This window comes from Pseudoalteromonas sp. TB64 (genome assembly GCF_000498095.1).
In the GTDB taxonomy this organism is placed as follows: Bacteria; Pseudomonadota; Gammaproteobacteria; order Enterobacterales; family Alteromonadaceae; genus Pseudoalteromonas.
In genome coordinates this window covers 1-14121 of record NZ_AUTQ01000101.1, presented here as the reverse complement: position 1 = coordinate 14121, position 14121 = coordinate 1, and the positions used below count along the sequence as shown (strand labels likewise).

Here is a 14121-nt window from a genome sequence, read left to right as displayed (position 1 = left end):
CCGCCGTTATAGAAAAAATGCTACGTGTGATGATGCTTGCGCCATTTTTAGTCGCTTTGTCGTTTTGGCAAAGTAAAAAAAGAGCAAAGTCAGGTAATACTATAAGTAATGAGGATAATAAATCAGGTATTAGCATACCTTGGTTTGCAGTGTTATTTATTGTGGCAAGTGGTGTGCATTCACTCTCTATTATTCCTCAAGTGGCTACAAGCGCAGTTGTTTGGTTTGATAATATATTACTAACCATTGCGATGGTGGCTCTAGGATTACGCACTCATGTTGGGGCAATTCGCCAAGCGGGTATTAAACCGCTGTTACTGGCGCTGTGCTTGTTTTTGTTTTTAACGTTAGGCGGTTACGTAATTAATATAGGCATTGCTGAGCTGTTTTAAATTGTGGATGAATAACCTGAATTCTGGTTAAGAGATTTAAAAACGCTATAAATATAACGATATTTAAGGCTATTTCTCTAGCTAGAAATTTTTGGTGAAAACAAGGCGACTTTACGCGTCAATAGCTGGTCTATTGCAAGTAAATTCAACGCAGTTAGCACTAAAAATAGCTGCTTGAGATAGATTTATTATCCAGAACTCAGGTTAACTAGATTGGCGGCTTAAATTGGCCAATCAACTTCGTTTACGTTATCGAGTTGCGCGCTGGTATTTTTATTGCCTTGCCATTTATTAGTGTAAACAGCGTGTGGGTCAAACTGTAACGTTTGTTTTTCAATATTGAAGTGCCTACCACCACGCGGATCTACGCCTACACCTGCTATGTATTGCCAGTTACCCCAGTTTGCTGCTACATCGTAATCAATCAGTTGCTGTTCAAAATAAGCCGCGCCGTAGCGCCAATCAAGGCTAAGTTCATTAACTAAGCAGCTTGCGGCAATTTGCCTTGATCTATTTGATATATAACCGGTCTCATTAAGCTCGTTCATAATGGCATTGACTAATGGGTAAGGTGTTGAGCCATTACACCACGCAGCAAATCGGTTTGGCATAAACGTAGTAAGGGGTTTTGTTTGCTTTTGGCCTTTAAAGCTAAACAGGCTTTTACCTGCCTTAAGTGCATGCCATTTAAAATACTCCCGCCATAGCAATTCAAATTTAATCCAGTAGGTAGACTCGTTTGTTATTTGGTTATGTTCGTACGCCTGAACGGCTTTATAAACTTGCCGCGCACTTACACAGCCAAAAGCAAGCCAGCTACTAAATTTTGTGGTGTTATTAAAGCCATCAAGCTCGTTTCGAGTTATTTTATAAGTACTTGGTAGCAAGCCTGAAAAGTATTGCTTTAAATGTGTTTGCGCACTTTTAAGCCCGCCATGCATTACTGCGTTGTTATAATTAGTATGCTCATTAAGCTCAATTGGGTTTGCAGCACATAATGTTATAGGCTGAGGGAGTAAACCTGTAGGCAGAGCTGAGATTGTTATAGGTATGCTTGCCGCCTCTACCATTTTTCTAAATGGGGTAAAGCTTTTAGGCAGCTCGTCTAAATCAAAAGGGAGGTCGCTTTGTTGAAATAAAGTGTCTTGTTGAGTTGTTTTAAATATGACATGTGGGCAATGTGCTTTTAGTCGCGCGAGTTGGCGCTGCTCATAGGTTCCAACATGTTCACTGCACACCACTTTGTCAATGTATTGCTCAGCTATGCGCTGCTTTAAAACACTAACAGGGTCACCCTCAAGTACGTGCAGTGTTTGCCCGCGTTCAATAAGCGCTTGTTGCAGCTCAAATAAGCTTTGCATTAAAAACTGTTGTTTATGTACGCCATATGGCTTTTGTTGGTAGTTATTATTTTTAAACCAATGCGGATTTATTACAAATACAATATCGAGCGCACATTGCCCAGTAGCAAGTTCGCTTAAAATAGGGTTGTCGTCTATTCGTAAATCGTTTTGTAGCCAATATAAAATACGTTTGCTCATAGGTTTGCTCAGGTTTTAAAACTCTAAAGTGGTACGAAGCAAAAGCGGGTGAGGATTAATTTTCACTTGTATTTAATTAAGAAAGGATGAGCAAGTACTACTTGCTCATATAGGCTTACTTAAAAGATTGAGTTGCTTGGCGTATATTTTTAGATATATAGGCAATTAAATAAACAAAAACAGTTAGTGGTAAACCAAGTATAAATAAGGCAATTTTGTACTTATTAGCAATAGTTGATTTAGGTAATGTTATTGCAAAGCAAATGCTCATGGCTAACCAAAAGAAAGCTAAAAGTGGTGATATGTTTGATTGAGAGTTAACTAAATCACATGTGCCAAATGATATATTGACAGTTGCTGCGTTTCCTATTTCTATACACTCGTTGCTGTTGATAAGGCTTAATGTAATTACTGTTATGGTTAATACTAGTAATAGAGGTAATAAGTGTTTCATATTTTCTTCCTTAATTGTTTAATTTTATGGGTTGCTCTACAGCGCCTAAACAAATTAAAACGATTGGCAAAAAATAACGATAACAAAGCCATTAACTAGTTATTATAAAGTTATAACCATGGTATTACCTTGGTTATAACTTTTGTAAGTCATTATTATTCAATAGGTTGTGTTTTTACTTCAGCTATAAGCTGATAACCTCGCTTCATTACAGACTTTATATATTTGGGGTTTTTTGTGTCGTTGTCATTGAGGGCCACACGTAGTTTGCTAATAACTCGCCTAACTGCGGTGTCGGTTACTATTTGATTCTCCCATACATTATTGTGTAACTCTTCAAGGCTAACTATTCTTGGTTGTTGCTCTATTAAATAGCTAAGTACCTGCATGCATTTGGGCTCTAATGTGTAGTGGGCATCCTCTTTAATTAAAGACTGCTGCATACCGTCAAAAGTGTACTCGCCAATTATTAGTTGATTCACCCTAGTTTTATCAATGACGGATTTTGCATAACCAGGGTTAGGTTGGGTTTTATTTTCTGTCGTATTTAAGTGTTTTTTATAAAGCCGAGATACCATTATTCCGGCTAAATTCATTAAAAGCACTAGCGGGCTGAGTGGGAATGCACAGAGAAAAAGTAAATATTTAAAACCTATGTGTATATTTGGTTTATTAAGAGTCTGTCCGAATAACACGTTTAATAGCATCCATATAATAAAATAAGGCGTAAGGGAAATTGAATCTGTTTGCTCCCCACAAACGCCATATTTTACGCCCTCTATGTAGTTTGATGCGTCTAAACAAAAAGCATTTGCTTGGCTGCTAAATAAAATGAGTGATATAAAAATAAGTAGGTGTTTCATTAAAAAGTCCATTTAGAAAGAGGCGGCAAATAATACCGCCTCCTTGAATGTTAAATAGCCGATTTTTGTTTTGCTATCCAATCGTTTATTACGTCTTCTAGCACTTCCATAGGCAGCGAGCCTTGGCCGATTACGGTGTCGTGAAAGCTGCGTATATCAAACTTAGCCCCGAGTTCTTTTTCGGCTTTTGCACGCAGTTCGCGTATTTTTATTTCGCCCATTTTGTAAGAGAGCGCTTGGCCTGGCCATGATATATAACGATCTATTTGATCCTCCACCGCACTTTGTGGCAAAGCAGTGTGATCTGCCAAGTAGTCAATTGCCTTTTGGCGGCTCCAGCCAAATGCATGAATACCGGTATCAACAACAAGTCTCACTGCACGCCACATTTCGTAACCTAAACGACCAAAGTCGCTGTATGGGTCTTGATAAAAGCCGGCTTCTTTACCTAAACGTTCGGTGTAAAGTGCCCAACCTTCGCCAAATGCTGAATGGCTAAGTGTGCGTCTAAACTGGGGTACGTTTAACTCCATTGCAATGGCGTTTTGTAAATGGTGCCCTGGTATAGCCTCGTGAAGGCTAAGAGCTTCTAAATTATACAAAGGCTGTAGCTTAGGTGTTGAGGCTAAAAAGTAAGTGCCAGGGGAGCGGTTATCAGCAGGTGGCATATAAAACGCGCCGCGACTCGCTGAGCCTTTTATAGTAAATGTGTTACGCGGTAAATGGCCAAAGTAGGTTGGTAACTTGCCATACATTTTTTGCGTAATAAAAGCTGTTTTTTCAAGTAAGTCTTGCGCGTCTGTTGCGTAAAATTGCTCGTCGGTCGCTAAAAATTCTAAAAACTCAGCATACGTGCCATCAAAACCTACTTTATCAATGATGTTTTGCATTTGTGTTTTTATACGCGCCACTTCTTTTAAGCCAAGCTCATGAATTTTCTTTGGTGTGGCATTGGTTGTGGTGTAGTAATTAACTGCATATTTGTAATACTCAAGCCCGCCTTTAACGCTTGAAATACCTGGCTCTGCTCTACAGTTAGGCATGTAATCGTTTTCAAAAAAGTCGTAAAAGTGCTGATAAGCCGGGACTACTTTTGAGCTAATTAAGGCTTTTGCTTTGTTTTGGTATGTGGCCTTTTGCTCTGCTGTAAACGTATTTGGTATACGTGTAAAGGGCTCGTATAAGGCACTGTTTTCAGGTTGCTTAACTATATGAGCGTTAATGCTCTGGCCGTAACTTTCAAATGTTTTGCAGTAGTGCGTATACCCCAGTTCAATTCCTTCCTTCATCAAGTTAATGTTTTCTTGATTAAAGCGAGGGTAGTCGGCAAGGCTTACTAAAAATGCGTTGTAATCATCAGGTGTTAAAAGTGCCATATTAGCCGGTGCTTCGGCAAAGTAGGTATGCCAGCCACTTAAAAAGTTAACCTGAAAATACTTATCTTGAAAAAGGTAACTTTGCTGCTCTGTTTCTCGCTCGTATTTAAATAAACGGTAGTTCATTAATTGCGAGCTGCTCAGCGTTTTAGAATCTATTTTACTTAAGCTTTTTAATACACTGTTATTATAAGCTTGGCGCTTTGCAATGGCTTGTTCGGTCCAATTTGGTAATGTACCACTGGGTTTCCAACCATCAGGGTCGGTACGAAAGAATATTTTTTCGGCTTTTGCATTTTGCCAATGGTTATCAATAATGGTTTTTAAATCTGCATTGCTATCGGCTGCGCTCGGCAGTGATGCTACAGCTAAGCAAATAGCTAAAATTGTTTTTTTAAACATATTATTCTCATTTTTAGCGCGTTAATTTTTATTAGTTTACGCACATGTGTCATTTTTGTTTCTAAGATAATAACAAGTTAACCTTATTAATGCGCTTAATTTCACAACCAGTACCTCTTGCTTTTACTTTTTGATTGAACAAATTTCACCGCTGAAGTGAGTGGGCCACTAGTTTATTGTTTTATCAGCGTTTAGAATGATTAAAACTAATTACAATAAAAGACCGTCATGTTTAATAAAGTAATAACGCTGATTGATGAAGCTAACAACCAAGACCCTAATACTGAGCAGCACAATGGAGAAAGTTTTCCAAAAGAGTATTTATACTCACAGCGTATGAGCGAAATGCTAACTCGCTTTAAACCTGATGCCGATGCACTCATGCAAATTGCAGTGCGTGCACAGCATATTCAGCGTTGGAAATCGCCACGTAGCGACTTTGAAATGAACAAACAGGGTTATCATCAATGGCGTAGCGCACTTTATATTTTTCATGCGTCACTAGCCGTTGAATTAATGAAACAAGCTGGGTTTAACGATACGGACCAAAACCGTGTTTATAACGCGGTTGCTAAAAAAGATATTAAGCGCAATCCAGATAGCCAATTAGTAGAAGATGTAGCGAGTTTGGTGTTTATTGAACACTACATGCTTGGGTTTGCCAATGCAAAACCAGATTACAATGAAGAAAAATGGATTGGTATTATTCGCCGCACATGGCAAAAAATGTCAGATGAAGCCCATGAGTTTGTACTTGCAGGTAATATTACATTACCAGAGCCGCTTGTTGGGCTTATTCATAAAGCGCTTGAGTAAAAGAACATAAATAAAAAGGAATTTTAAATGCATTGCCCACGTACAAATGCCTCTCTTGAGCCGTTATTAATTGGCGGTATTACTGTTTACACTTCAGCGCAAGGCGGCGTATTTTTTGATAACAGCCAAATTTTTAAATTTAGCTCACCAGAGTTAAAGCATGGTCAGGTATTGCTAAAACATTTGAGTGAACATAGCGAGAGTGAATACGATGTATCGCTACGAATTAATTGTCCACAGTGCAAAAGTATTGTGATGATGCGCAGGTATTTTTCACCGCTCAAAGTGGTTGAGATAGATGAGTGTCCAGGTTGTGCAGGAATATGGCTTGATAGCGGTGAACTGGCAAAAATACACGAAAACCATTTAACCCCCCGAGAGCGAAAGCTGTTAGCCCACGAAATGGCAACCAATCATGGGTTTATAACTATTAAGCCTCCAAAATCAAAGTATTACCCTAAAGCGCCTAAAAATGTTCAAGGCACCACAGTTGAACGGCTGGTGCAATTGGCATTACTTAACTTTGAATAATAAAAAACGGCGTACTAAAAAGTACGCCGTTTTTATTGCAATAAACTAATTTTTAACGAATTTATTTATTACGATTTTCTTTAGCAAATGCACGTATTTTACGCTTTTGCGACAGTGTTACTTTATTAACACGACCAGCAAATGGGTTTTCACCTTCTCTAAATTCGATTTTGATAGGTGTGCCCATAATTTTAAGCGCTTTACGGTAGTAGTTCATCAGGTAGCGTTTATAGCTATCTGGTAAATCTTTAACTTGGTTACCGTGAATAACAATACGTGGTGGGTTATAACCACCGGCATGCGCATATTTGAGCTTAACACGGCGACCACGAACAAGTGGCGGNCTGGTGATCGGCTTGAGCCATGTCCATAATTCGACGCAGCATTGCAGTACTTATACGCTTAGTAGCGGACTCGTAAGCTTCGTCAACAGATTCGAATAAATGACCAACACCTGTACCATGCAGTGCAGATATAAAGTGTAAGCGTGCAAAGTCTATAAAGCCTAAACGACGATCTAGCTCTGATTTAATACGATCTTTAACGTAATCATCTAAGCCATCCCATTTGTTCACTGCAATAACCAATGAACGACCTGAGTTAAGAGCAAAGCCAAGTAAGCTTAAATCTTGATCTGAAATACCATCGCGGGCATCAACAATCAATAACACAACGTTACAATCTTCGATTGCTTGAAGCGTTTTTATAACTGAGAACTTCTCAACTACGTCACTTACTTTTTTACGCTTACGAACACCTGCGGTGTCGATTAGCACGTATTCTTTTTCATTTCGCGTCATTGGTATATAGATAGAGTCACGCGTTGTGCCTGGCATATCGTATACAATTACGCGTTCTTCACCAAGTATGCGGTTAGTAAGTGTAGACTTACCAACATTGGGACGACCAATAATCGCAAGCTTTACAGGTTTGTCTGCAAATGCTTGATGATCGGTATCGCCGTCTTCGCCTTCTTCGTAAAGATCAATAAGCTCTTCGTCATTGTCGGTTACGTCTTCATCTTGCGCTGCTAATTCAGCGATAAGCGGCTGAAGTGTTTGCTCAAGTAATAACGTGATACCACGGCCATGCGATGCAGCAATATGATGAATTTCACCTAATGATAATTGGTAAAACTCGGCACAATTTGAATCGGCATCAATACCATCTGTTTTGTTAGCAACAACAAAGCATTTTTTGTCTTGCTTACGCAAATGGTTAGCAATTGCTTGATCGGCTACAGTCATACCTACACGGGCATCTACCAAGAACAAAACGATATCGGCTTCTTCAATGGCTAGCAGAGATTGATCTGCCATTTCGATTTCGATGCCTTCTTCTGAGCCATCAATACCGCCCGTGTCTACCACGATAAATTCATAGCCATCGTAGCTAGCTTGACCATATTTTCTATCTCGTGTTAAACCTGGAAAATCGGCTACGAGTGCATCACGAGTACGTGTTAAACGGTTAAATAATGTGGACTTGCCCACATTGGGTCGCCCAACTAGAGCGATCACGGGAAGCATAAACTACCTCTTTAAAAAACAACAAAAGGCTTCGCAGTGCGAAGCCTTACAAAAAACCTTTTAGTGTTAGCTACTTAGTTCGGTATTTTTACCGCACTAACTTCACCATCACGGGTGTATAAAATCAGTTTATCGTCGGCAACAACAGGCTCAACAAAAAATCCTGAGCTGTCAAAGTCTTCTCGAGATACTAGCTCGCCAGTTTCTTTATTTAACCAGTGTAGGTTACCTTCTTGGTCGCCTATAGCCAAATGGCTACCTGCAACAGTAGGACCTGTTAAATACCAACCACGTAGAGCGGGTTGGCTCCAACGTTCAATGCCTGAATTTTTATCTAATGCGTAAATAACACCATCGCTATCTACTACATAAATACTTTGTGCGTCCATCGCAAGGTCGCGGTAGCTGCTGTATTCACGTTTCCATACAACATTACCAGAGCGAATGTCGATAGCGGCTAAGTTGCCATTATAGGCAATAGCGTATGCGTATGGACCACTAACAAGTGGCTGAGTGTCTACATCTACAAGGCGTTCAAATTCTGATGCACCTTTAGCAACGGCAATTTCTGCACTCCATGCAGAGTAACCACTTTCTGAAATTAAAACATTTAGCTTGCCTGTTTCAAGACCAACTAGTACACCACCGTTAGCAACGGTTGGTGAGCTTTGTCCACGTAATGTTAGCGGCGGTACTTCTTGTTCAAAGCTCCAACGTTCTTCGCCCGTATCTGGGTGAAGCGCTAATAATTTACCTGAACCTAAATTAACAAATATTAAGCCATCACCAGCGGTTGGTTTAGATAGAGATTCGCCAGGGACGTTTTTACGCCAAACTTCTTCACCTGTTTCACGGTCAAGTGCAACAATGAAGCCATGCTCAGAGCCTATGTAAATTTTACCAAAAGCTTGTAAAATACCGCCAGATAATTTTGCAGTACCATTGTCGCTCCATGGCCAAAATGAGAGATCTTGACGTACGTCTGTTTCCCACTTGGTGTCGCCATTTGTTAATGAAAGCGCTTCAACTTGTCCTTCACGGCTTGCTACATATACGGTGTCTTCATAAACGGCTGGTGTTAAACGAGAGAAATAATGTTCTACACCGTCACCAACCGATTCTTGCCATACAACGTCTGTTTCAAACTGGTTTACAATTTCAGGAAGTACTAGTTCCTCTTCATCACTTGATGAACAACCCATCAATGTTGCCATACATAAGGCAAGGGTTGCGGTAGTTAATTTTCTCATGCCTAAAACCTTATGCCGCTGGGCTAGTTACTGCTAGGTCATCTAACTTAACTTGTAATAGTGGATTACTTGTTAGTCCACCAGCATCTACAGCTGCTTGATAAGCAGTGCGAGCTTGATCTTTATTACCTTGCTCATTGTAAATGTCGCCTTTAAGTTCGGCAACATTCGCATTGAATGCTTCTGGTAATGGTGCATTTAATGTGTTCAATGCGTCATCATAATTAGTTTGTGCAATTTGGATACGTGCTAAACGTGTAATTGCAATTGCTTTTAATTCTGTGTTTTGCGTATTAGATACAATCCAGCTTAACTTTTCGCTTGCTACATCTAATTTTTGCGCTTCTACAGCATCTTTAGCTGCAACAAATGCAGCAAGTGTTGCATAGTTTGTATCTTTATTTTCGCTAATAAATGTATCGGCTGACGATAATACGTCATCACTTTCAACAAGCGTTGTAAATGAATCTGATGCTTGCTCAGCTGTTGTAATTTGGTTTTGGTTATACGCTTTCCAGCCATATAAACCGCCTAAGCCAACAGCTATACCTAACGCAAGTGAAATACCGTTTTCACGGAAAAAGCGCTTAATGGCTTCTGCTTGTTGTTCTTCTGTTGAATAAATATCCATTATTACCTCTAATGTTCGCTTAGCTGTTGATAAGCTCTGCTAATAGCGCTTTAGCTTGTTCTAATTCTAATGTGACTTGTTCTTTACGTTCACGTAAATACTTTATGGTCACGACGCCTTTTTCTAATTCATCTTCGCCGATAATAATAGCAACGAGTGCATCGCTCTTATCAGCACGTTTTAATTGTTTTTTAAAGTTGCCGCCGCCAGCATGCACCATAACGCGTAAATTAGGCACATCGCGTCGTAATTCTGAAGCAATAATAGGTGCTTGAATACTCGCTTTGTCGCCCATTGCTGCTAAATATACGTCTGCATTACGACGAATATCGCCAACACATTCAAGCGCTTGTAGTAATAATACTAAACGTTCTAGACCCATTGCAAAACCAACTGCCGGCGTTGCTTTGCCACCTAATTGTTCTACTAAGCCATCGTAACGACCACCAGCACACACAGTACCTTGCGCGCCTAAACTATCGGTTACCCATTCAAATACAGTACGGTTGTAGTAATCTAAACCACGTACTAATTTATCGTTAACCGTGTATATGACGCCTGCAGCGTCTAAACGTTCACATAAATTTTCAAAATGTTCTTTAGACTCTGCATCTAAATTTTCAGATAATTTAGGTGCATCAGTTAATATTGCTTGAACGTCAGGGTTTTTGCTATCAAGTACGCGTAACGGGTTTGAATACATACGACGTTTTGAATCTTCGTCAAGTACGTCCATATGCTGTTCAAGGTAGGCTACTAATGCATCACGGTAATCTGCACGCGCTTCATTAGACCCTAAAGAGTTAAGCTCTAAACGAACATGATCGTTAATACCAAACGCTTTCCATAGTTGGGCTGTTAATAAAATAACTTCAGCATCTATGTCAGCGCTAGCAATACCAAATGTTTCTAAACCAAATTGGTGAAACTGACGGTAGCGACCTTTTTGAGGACGTTCGTGACGAAACATTGGACCCATATACCAAAGGCGTTGCTCTTGGTTATACAGTAAACCGTTTTGATTACTTGCACGCACACATACTGCGGTACCTTCTGGACGCAATGTTAGTAAGTCGCCATTGCGATCGGCAAAAGTGTACATTTCTTTTTCTACTATATCGGTTACTTCACCAATAGAGCGTTTAAATAGGTCGGTTGATTCTACAATAGGAAAACGAATTTCTTGATAACCGAACGATGCCACTGTCTCGCGTAAAATGTTTTCTACTTTCTGCCAAACTTGTGTATCGCCTGGCAGACAATCGTTCATACCGCGAACTGCCTGAATTTGTTTTGCCACTGATAAATCCTAAAACTGTTTTTTTGTGTAATAAAAATGACTACACAACAAGAATGCTAAAAATTGACCCGCCATTATAGCGTTTTAGCTATAAAGGTAAACGGCAAACCGCGCGGTATGCCATCTTAAACGGTATTTATTCGACTATTTTTATGTCGATGGGTGTTTGTTTTTGCTTTTGGGCTATAAAGTCACGTACATAACCTTCAAGTTGATCAACAATGTTGTTGTTATCAATACGTGCTTTTTGGCGCTCGCCATTTATATATAAACCTGAACGGCGGTTTGCACCGGCCAAACCTATATCACTCACAAGCGCTTCACCAGGGCCATTTACTACACAGCCGATTACAGATACCGATACCGGCTCTATAATATCTTCAAGGCGCTCTTCTAGTTGGTTCATGGTACTTACAACATCAAATTCTTGTCGTGAACAACTAGGGCAGGCAATAAAGTTAATTCCACGAGAGCGAATACGCAGTGAATTTAAAATATCAAAGCCAACTTTAATTTCTTGTACCGGATCAGCTGCAAGTGACACTCGCAGGGTATCGCCAATACCTTCGGCTAATAACATGCCTAAACCTACTGCAGATTTAACAGAGCCAGAACGCATGCCGCCAGCTTCGGTAATCCCTAAATGCAGCGGTTGGTCTATTTCTTTAGCGAGTAAGCGATAAGCACCTACCGCTAAAAATACATCTGATGCTTTTACCGAAATTTTAAATTGATCAAAATCGAGGCGACGTAGTATGTCTACGTGGCGCATTGCTGATTCTAATAGAGCTTCTGGTGTTGGTTCGCCGTATTTTTCTTGTAAGTCGCGCTCTAATGAACCACCGTTTACACCAATACGAATAGGAATGTTGTGCTCGCGTGCTGAGTCTACTACGGCTCTAATACGCTCTTCACTACCTATATTACCCGGGTTTATACGCAGGCAATCTACACCGTATTTTGCTACTTTTAAAGCAATACGATAATCAAAATGAATATCTGCAACTAGCGGAATCGTTACTTGCTCTTTTATACTTTTAAACGCTTCGGCTGCATCCATTGTTGGTACTGAAACGCGCACAATGTCGGCTCCAGAGGCCTGTATTGCTTGAATTTGTGCAACGGTTGCATCCACATCCATCGTGTCGGTGTTGGTCATTGATTGCACTGCAATAGGGGCACCATCACCAATGGGAACATTGCCTACATTGATGCGGGTGGATTTTCTGCGTTTAATTGGAGATTCTGAAAACATAGCGACTACTCTGCCAGTGGTAATGTAAATTTGGCTAAACGATTTTTAGGAAAAGTCGATACATCGACTGCTTCACCGTCTAGTGTAATGCTTACAACGCTGTGCTTACCAAGCACAACCGAAAAAGGAGGTTTACCGGTTACAGTCATTACGTAGCCTGCTTTTTTAACACCAAATGCAACTTTTTCACCTTCAGCATCATAAATTTCAACCCAGCTTTCGTCGTTAAAGCTCATTTCAATAGTGCTGTCGGTTGCTGAGTCGGTATTTTCTGTGAGCGGCTTATTAGCTGCTTGCTCTACCGTTGCTTGAACACCCGCTGCATTTTCGCTAGGTGTAACCGTATTTTGTAATAATGCTTTATCAGCTGATTGTTGTTGCTGAATATTTGTTGATTGAACAGCTTGGCGCTCACTCATTATTGAATTACCAATATTAATATTGCTGGTTTGCTCTTCAATAGGAGTCGCATTTTGCCAAAACCATAAAGCTGATGAGCCAATAACAATCGCTAAAATTACATAAGTAACTAGCATTAGTCGGCTATCGCTGGCTTCTTTTTCTGTACGACGTGAAAAGCTTTGCATATTAGCTGGTTTTGCAGGCTCTGGTGGCGCTGGCATCATAGCTAAAATTGGAGCGCTATCAACTTTGAGTTCTCGGCAATAATTTTTAATATAGCCCTTAACAAAGGTAAGCGGACCAAGTGCTTGAAACTCGTTATTTTCAAGACGTTGTATTTGTAATTCAGATAATTTTAACGGCTTAGCAATAGTTTCAATACTAACGTTTGCTTGTTCGCGGTGTGCTTTTAATATTTGGCCAACAGTTTGTTGTTCGCTCGGTGTTTGCGTATTTTCTTCATTCATAATATGTATGATTCTGGATCCACTAGTAAAAGTCTATGTCCTGGCGTAAGTGCTATGTCAGGGCTTAATTTATTCCATCGCATTAATTCATCAATTAATACATGCCGCTGGGTAGCTATTTCATAAAGGGTGTCGCCAGCTTTAATTTCGTAATAAATATTGGGATCGTTAAGGTAAATTTTACTTCCGTTCATTACCCGATCTGACTCTTTTAAACCATTCCATTGTAGGAGTTTTTGTAGTTTAACATTGTATCGCACCGAAATGCTAAATAGGTTTTCACCAAACTCAATAATATGAAAAGGTACCTTTAAAGTAGACACCTTAGGATTAAGCATTGGGAGTTGTGTTTGGTTACTTGTTCGGTAGTTTTTAAATTCTATATCGTCATTATTTTGGGCATTATTACCGGAAAATACGCCTTCATCTTTTGTTGCTTCGTAAAAAACCACATTAGGTCCACTATTTCTTACAGGACTTTTATAGTTTGAGTTAGCTGTTTGACTAACTTGTTGTGTGTTAAAGCTTGTTGATTTTGGCGCACCAAAAGAAATAATTTTAACTTCATCAGGTGCTTTTGGCACTGTAGTTTGGATAGGTTGTTTTTTTGCGACTGTAGTTTGTGCAATAGTTTTAGGTTCTGAGTTAGATGCCACTGTTTTTTTTACCACTGCAGGCATTGCTGAGTCGTGATCTGTTGTTAAAGCGAGCATGACAGCAGATATGTCTGTTGCGATACTTGGTGTATCTGGTGTCGTTGTTTGCTTTGTTACTATTGCAGGCTCTTCAGGCGTTTTAGTTACTTGTGCTATTGCTTTATCTGTATCATTGTTTGTAGTATTTTTGGCAGCTTCAACAGCTTCAACAGCTTCAACAGCTTCAACAGCTTCAACAGCTTCAACAGCTTCAACA

General features: G+C 39.8%; 13 protein-coding genes and 1 pseudogene. 3 read left to right on the top strand and 11 right to left on the bottom strand.

The features are described 5' to 3' along the window. Window positions 1–392, top strand: a 392-nt coding sequence (locus tag L647_RS0107690; RefSeq protein WP_024610657.1) for a putative sulfate exporter family transporter, incomplete at its 5' end; no start/stop codon positions are given. 221 nt (window positions 393–613) lie between these two features. Here the strand turns inward: L647_RS0107690 and L647_RS0107685 are convergent. From L647_RS0107685 to L647_RS0107670, 4 genes are all read right to left on the bottom strand, one after another. Further along, window positions 614–1933, bottom strand: coding sequence for a DASH family cryptochrome (locus tag L647_RS0107685; RefSeq protein WP_024610656.1), 1320 nt, complete (start codon window positions 1931–1933; stop codon window positions 614–616). A 115-nt stretch (window positions 1934–2048) separates the two neighbouring features. Next, window positions 2049–2387, bottom strand: coding sequence for a hypothetical protein (locus tag L647_RS0107680; protein WP_024610655.1), 339 nt, complete (start codon window positions 2385–2387; stop codon window positions 2049–2051). 155 nt (window positions 2388–2542) lie between these two features. Further along, a complete protein-coding gene (locus L647_RS0107675) occupies window positions 2543–3250 on the bottom strand; it encodes a winged helix-turn-helix domain-containing protein (protein ID WP_024610654.1) in 708 nt (235 codons plus the stop codon). 50 nt (window positions 3251–3300) lie between these two features. Next, window positions 3301–5028 (bottom strand): DUF885 domain-containing protein, encoded by a 1728-nt coding sequence (locus L647_RS0107670; protein ID WP_024610653.1) that lies wholly within the window; start codon window positions 5026–5028, stop codon window positions 3301–3303. 228 nt (window positions 5029–5256) lie between these two features. Between L647_RS0107670 and L647_RS0107665 the strand changes: the two genes are divergently transcribed. Both L647_RS0107665 and L647_RS0107660 read left to right on the top strand, forming a co-directional pair. Next, the gene (locus L647_RS0107665) at window positions 5257–5844 is read left to right on the top strand and encodes a DUF4202 domain-containing protein (protein ID WP_024610652.1); all 588 of its coding nucleotides are present in this window, start codon (window positions 5257–5259) and stop codon (window positions 5842–5844) included. 27 nt (window positions 5845–5871) lie between these two features. Beyond that, complete coding sequence (locus L647_RS0107660) at window positions 5872–6375, top strand: zf-TFIIB domain-containing protein (protein WP_024610651.1); 504 nt, start codon at window positions 5872–5874, stop codon at window positions 6373–6375. Window positions 6376–6436: 61 nt separating this feature from the next. Here L647_RS0107660 and der read toward each other — a convergent pair. The 7 genes and pseudogenes from der to L647_RS0107625 form a co-directional block, all read right to left on the bottom strand. After that, window positions 6437–7904: pseudogene (gene der, locus L647_RS01000000123840) on the bottom strand (ribosome biogenesis GTPase Der). A 74-nt stretch (window positions 7905–7978) separates the two neighbouring features. Next, window positions 7979–9154, bottom strand: a complete 1176-nt coding sequence (gene bamB, locus L647_RS0107650) for an outer membrane protein assembly factor BamB (RefSeq protein ID WP_024610650.1) — start codon at window positions 9152–9154, stop codon at window positions 7979–7981. Between the two features lie 10 nt (window positions 9155–9164). Further along, entirely contained in the window at window positions 9165–9785 is a 621-nt protein-coding gene (locus L647_RS0107645) for a tetratricopeptide repeat protein (RefSeq protein ID WP_024610649.1), read from the bottom strand. A 19-nt stretch (window positions 9786–9804) separates the two neighbouring features. Then, on the bottom strand, window positions 9805–11085 hold the full coding sequence (gene hisS / locus L647_RS0107640) for a histidine--tRNA ligase (RefSeq protein WP_024610648.1): 1281 nt from the start codon (window positions 11083–11085) through the stop codon (window positions 9805–9807). A 136-nt stretch (window positions 11086–11221) separates the two neighbouring features. Beyond that, window positions 11222–12340 carry a flavodoxin-dependent (E)-4-hydroxy-3-methylbut-2-enyl-diphosphate synthase gene (gene ispG / locus L647_RS0107635; protein WP_024610647.1) on the bottom strand — a complete coding sequence of 373 codons (1119 nt, stop codon included), beginning with the start codon at window positions 12338–12340 and terminating at the stop codon, window positions 11222–11224. 5 nt (window positions 12341–12345) lie between these two features. Beyond that, window positions 12346–13209, bottom strand: a complete 864-nt coding sequence (locus L647_RS0107630) for a RodZ domain-containing protein (RefSeq protein WP_024610646.1) — start codon at window positions 13207–13209, stop codon at window positions 12346–12348. Then, window positions 13206–14121 (bottom strand): LysM peptidoglycan-binding domain-containing protein (locus L647_RS0107625; RefSeq protein ID WP_024610645.1); only part of this gene is annotated, 916 nt, incomplete at its 5' end. The genes L647_RS0107625 and L647_RS0107630, both read right to left, overlap by 4 nt.

Coding starts and splice junctions, on each gene's coding strand:
- L647_RS0107680 (WP_024610655.1), bottom strand. CDS start 2,387: ATGAAACACTTATTACCTCTATTACTAGTATTAACCATAACAGTAATT.
- ispG (WP_024610647.1), bottom strand. CDS start 12,340: ATGTTTTCAGAATCTCCAATTAAACGCAGAAAATCCACCCGCATCAAT.
- L647_RS0107665 (WP_024610652.1), top strand. CDS start 5,257: ATGTTTAATAAAGTAATAACGCTGATTGATGAAGCTAACAACCAAGAC.
- L647_RS0107630 (WP_024610646.1), bottom strand. CDS start 13,209: ATGAATGAAGAAAATACGCAAACACCGAGCGAACAACAAACTGTTGGC.
- L647_RS0107660 (WP_024610651.1), top strand. CDS start 5,872: ATGCATTGCCCACGTACAAATGCCTCTCTTGAGCCGTTATTAATTGGC.
- L647_RS0107675 (WP_024610654.1), bottom strand. CDS start 3,250: ATGAAACACCTACTTATTTTTATATCACTCATTTTATTTAGCAGCCAA.
- bamB (WP_024610650.1), bottom strand. CDS start 9,154: ATGAGAAAATTAACTACCGCAACCCTTGCCTTATGTATGGCAACATTG.
- L647_RS0107670 (WP_024610653.1), bottom strand. CDS start 5,028: ATGTTTAAAAAAACAATTTTAGCTATTTGCTTAGCTGTAGCATCACTG.
- L647_RS0107645 (WP_024610649.1), bottom strand. CDS start 9,785: ATGGATATTTATTCAACAGAAGAACAACAAGCAGAAGCCATTAAGCGC.
- L647_RS0107685 (WP_024610656.1), bottom strand. CDS start 1,933: ATGAGCAAACGTATTTTATATTGGCTACAAAACGATTTACGAATAGAC.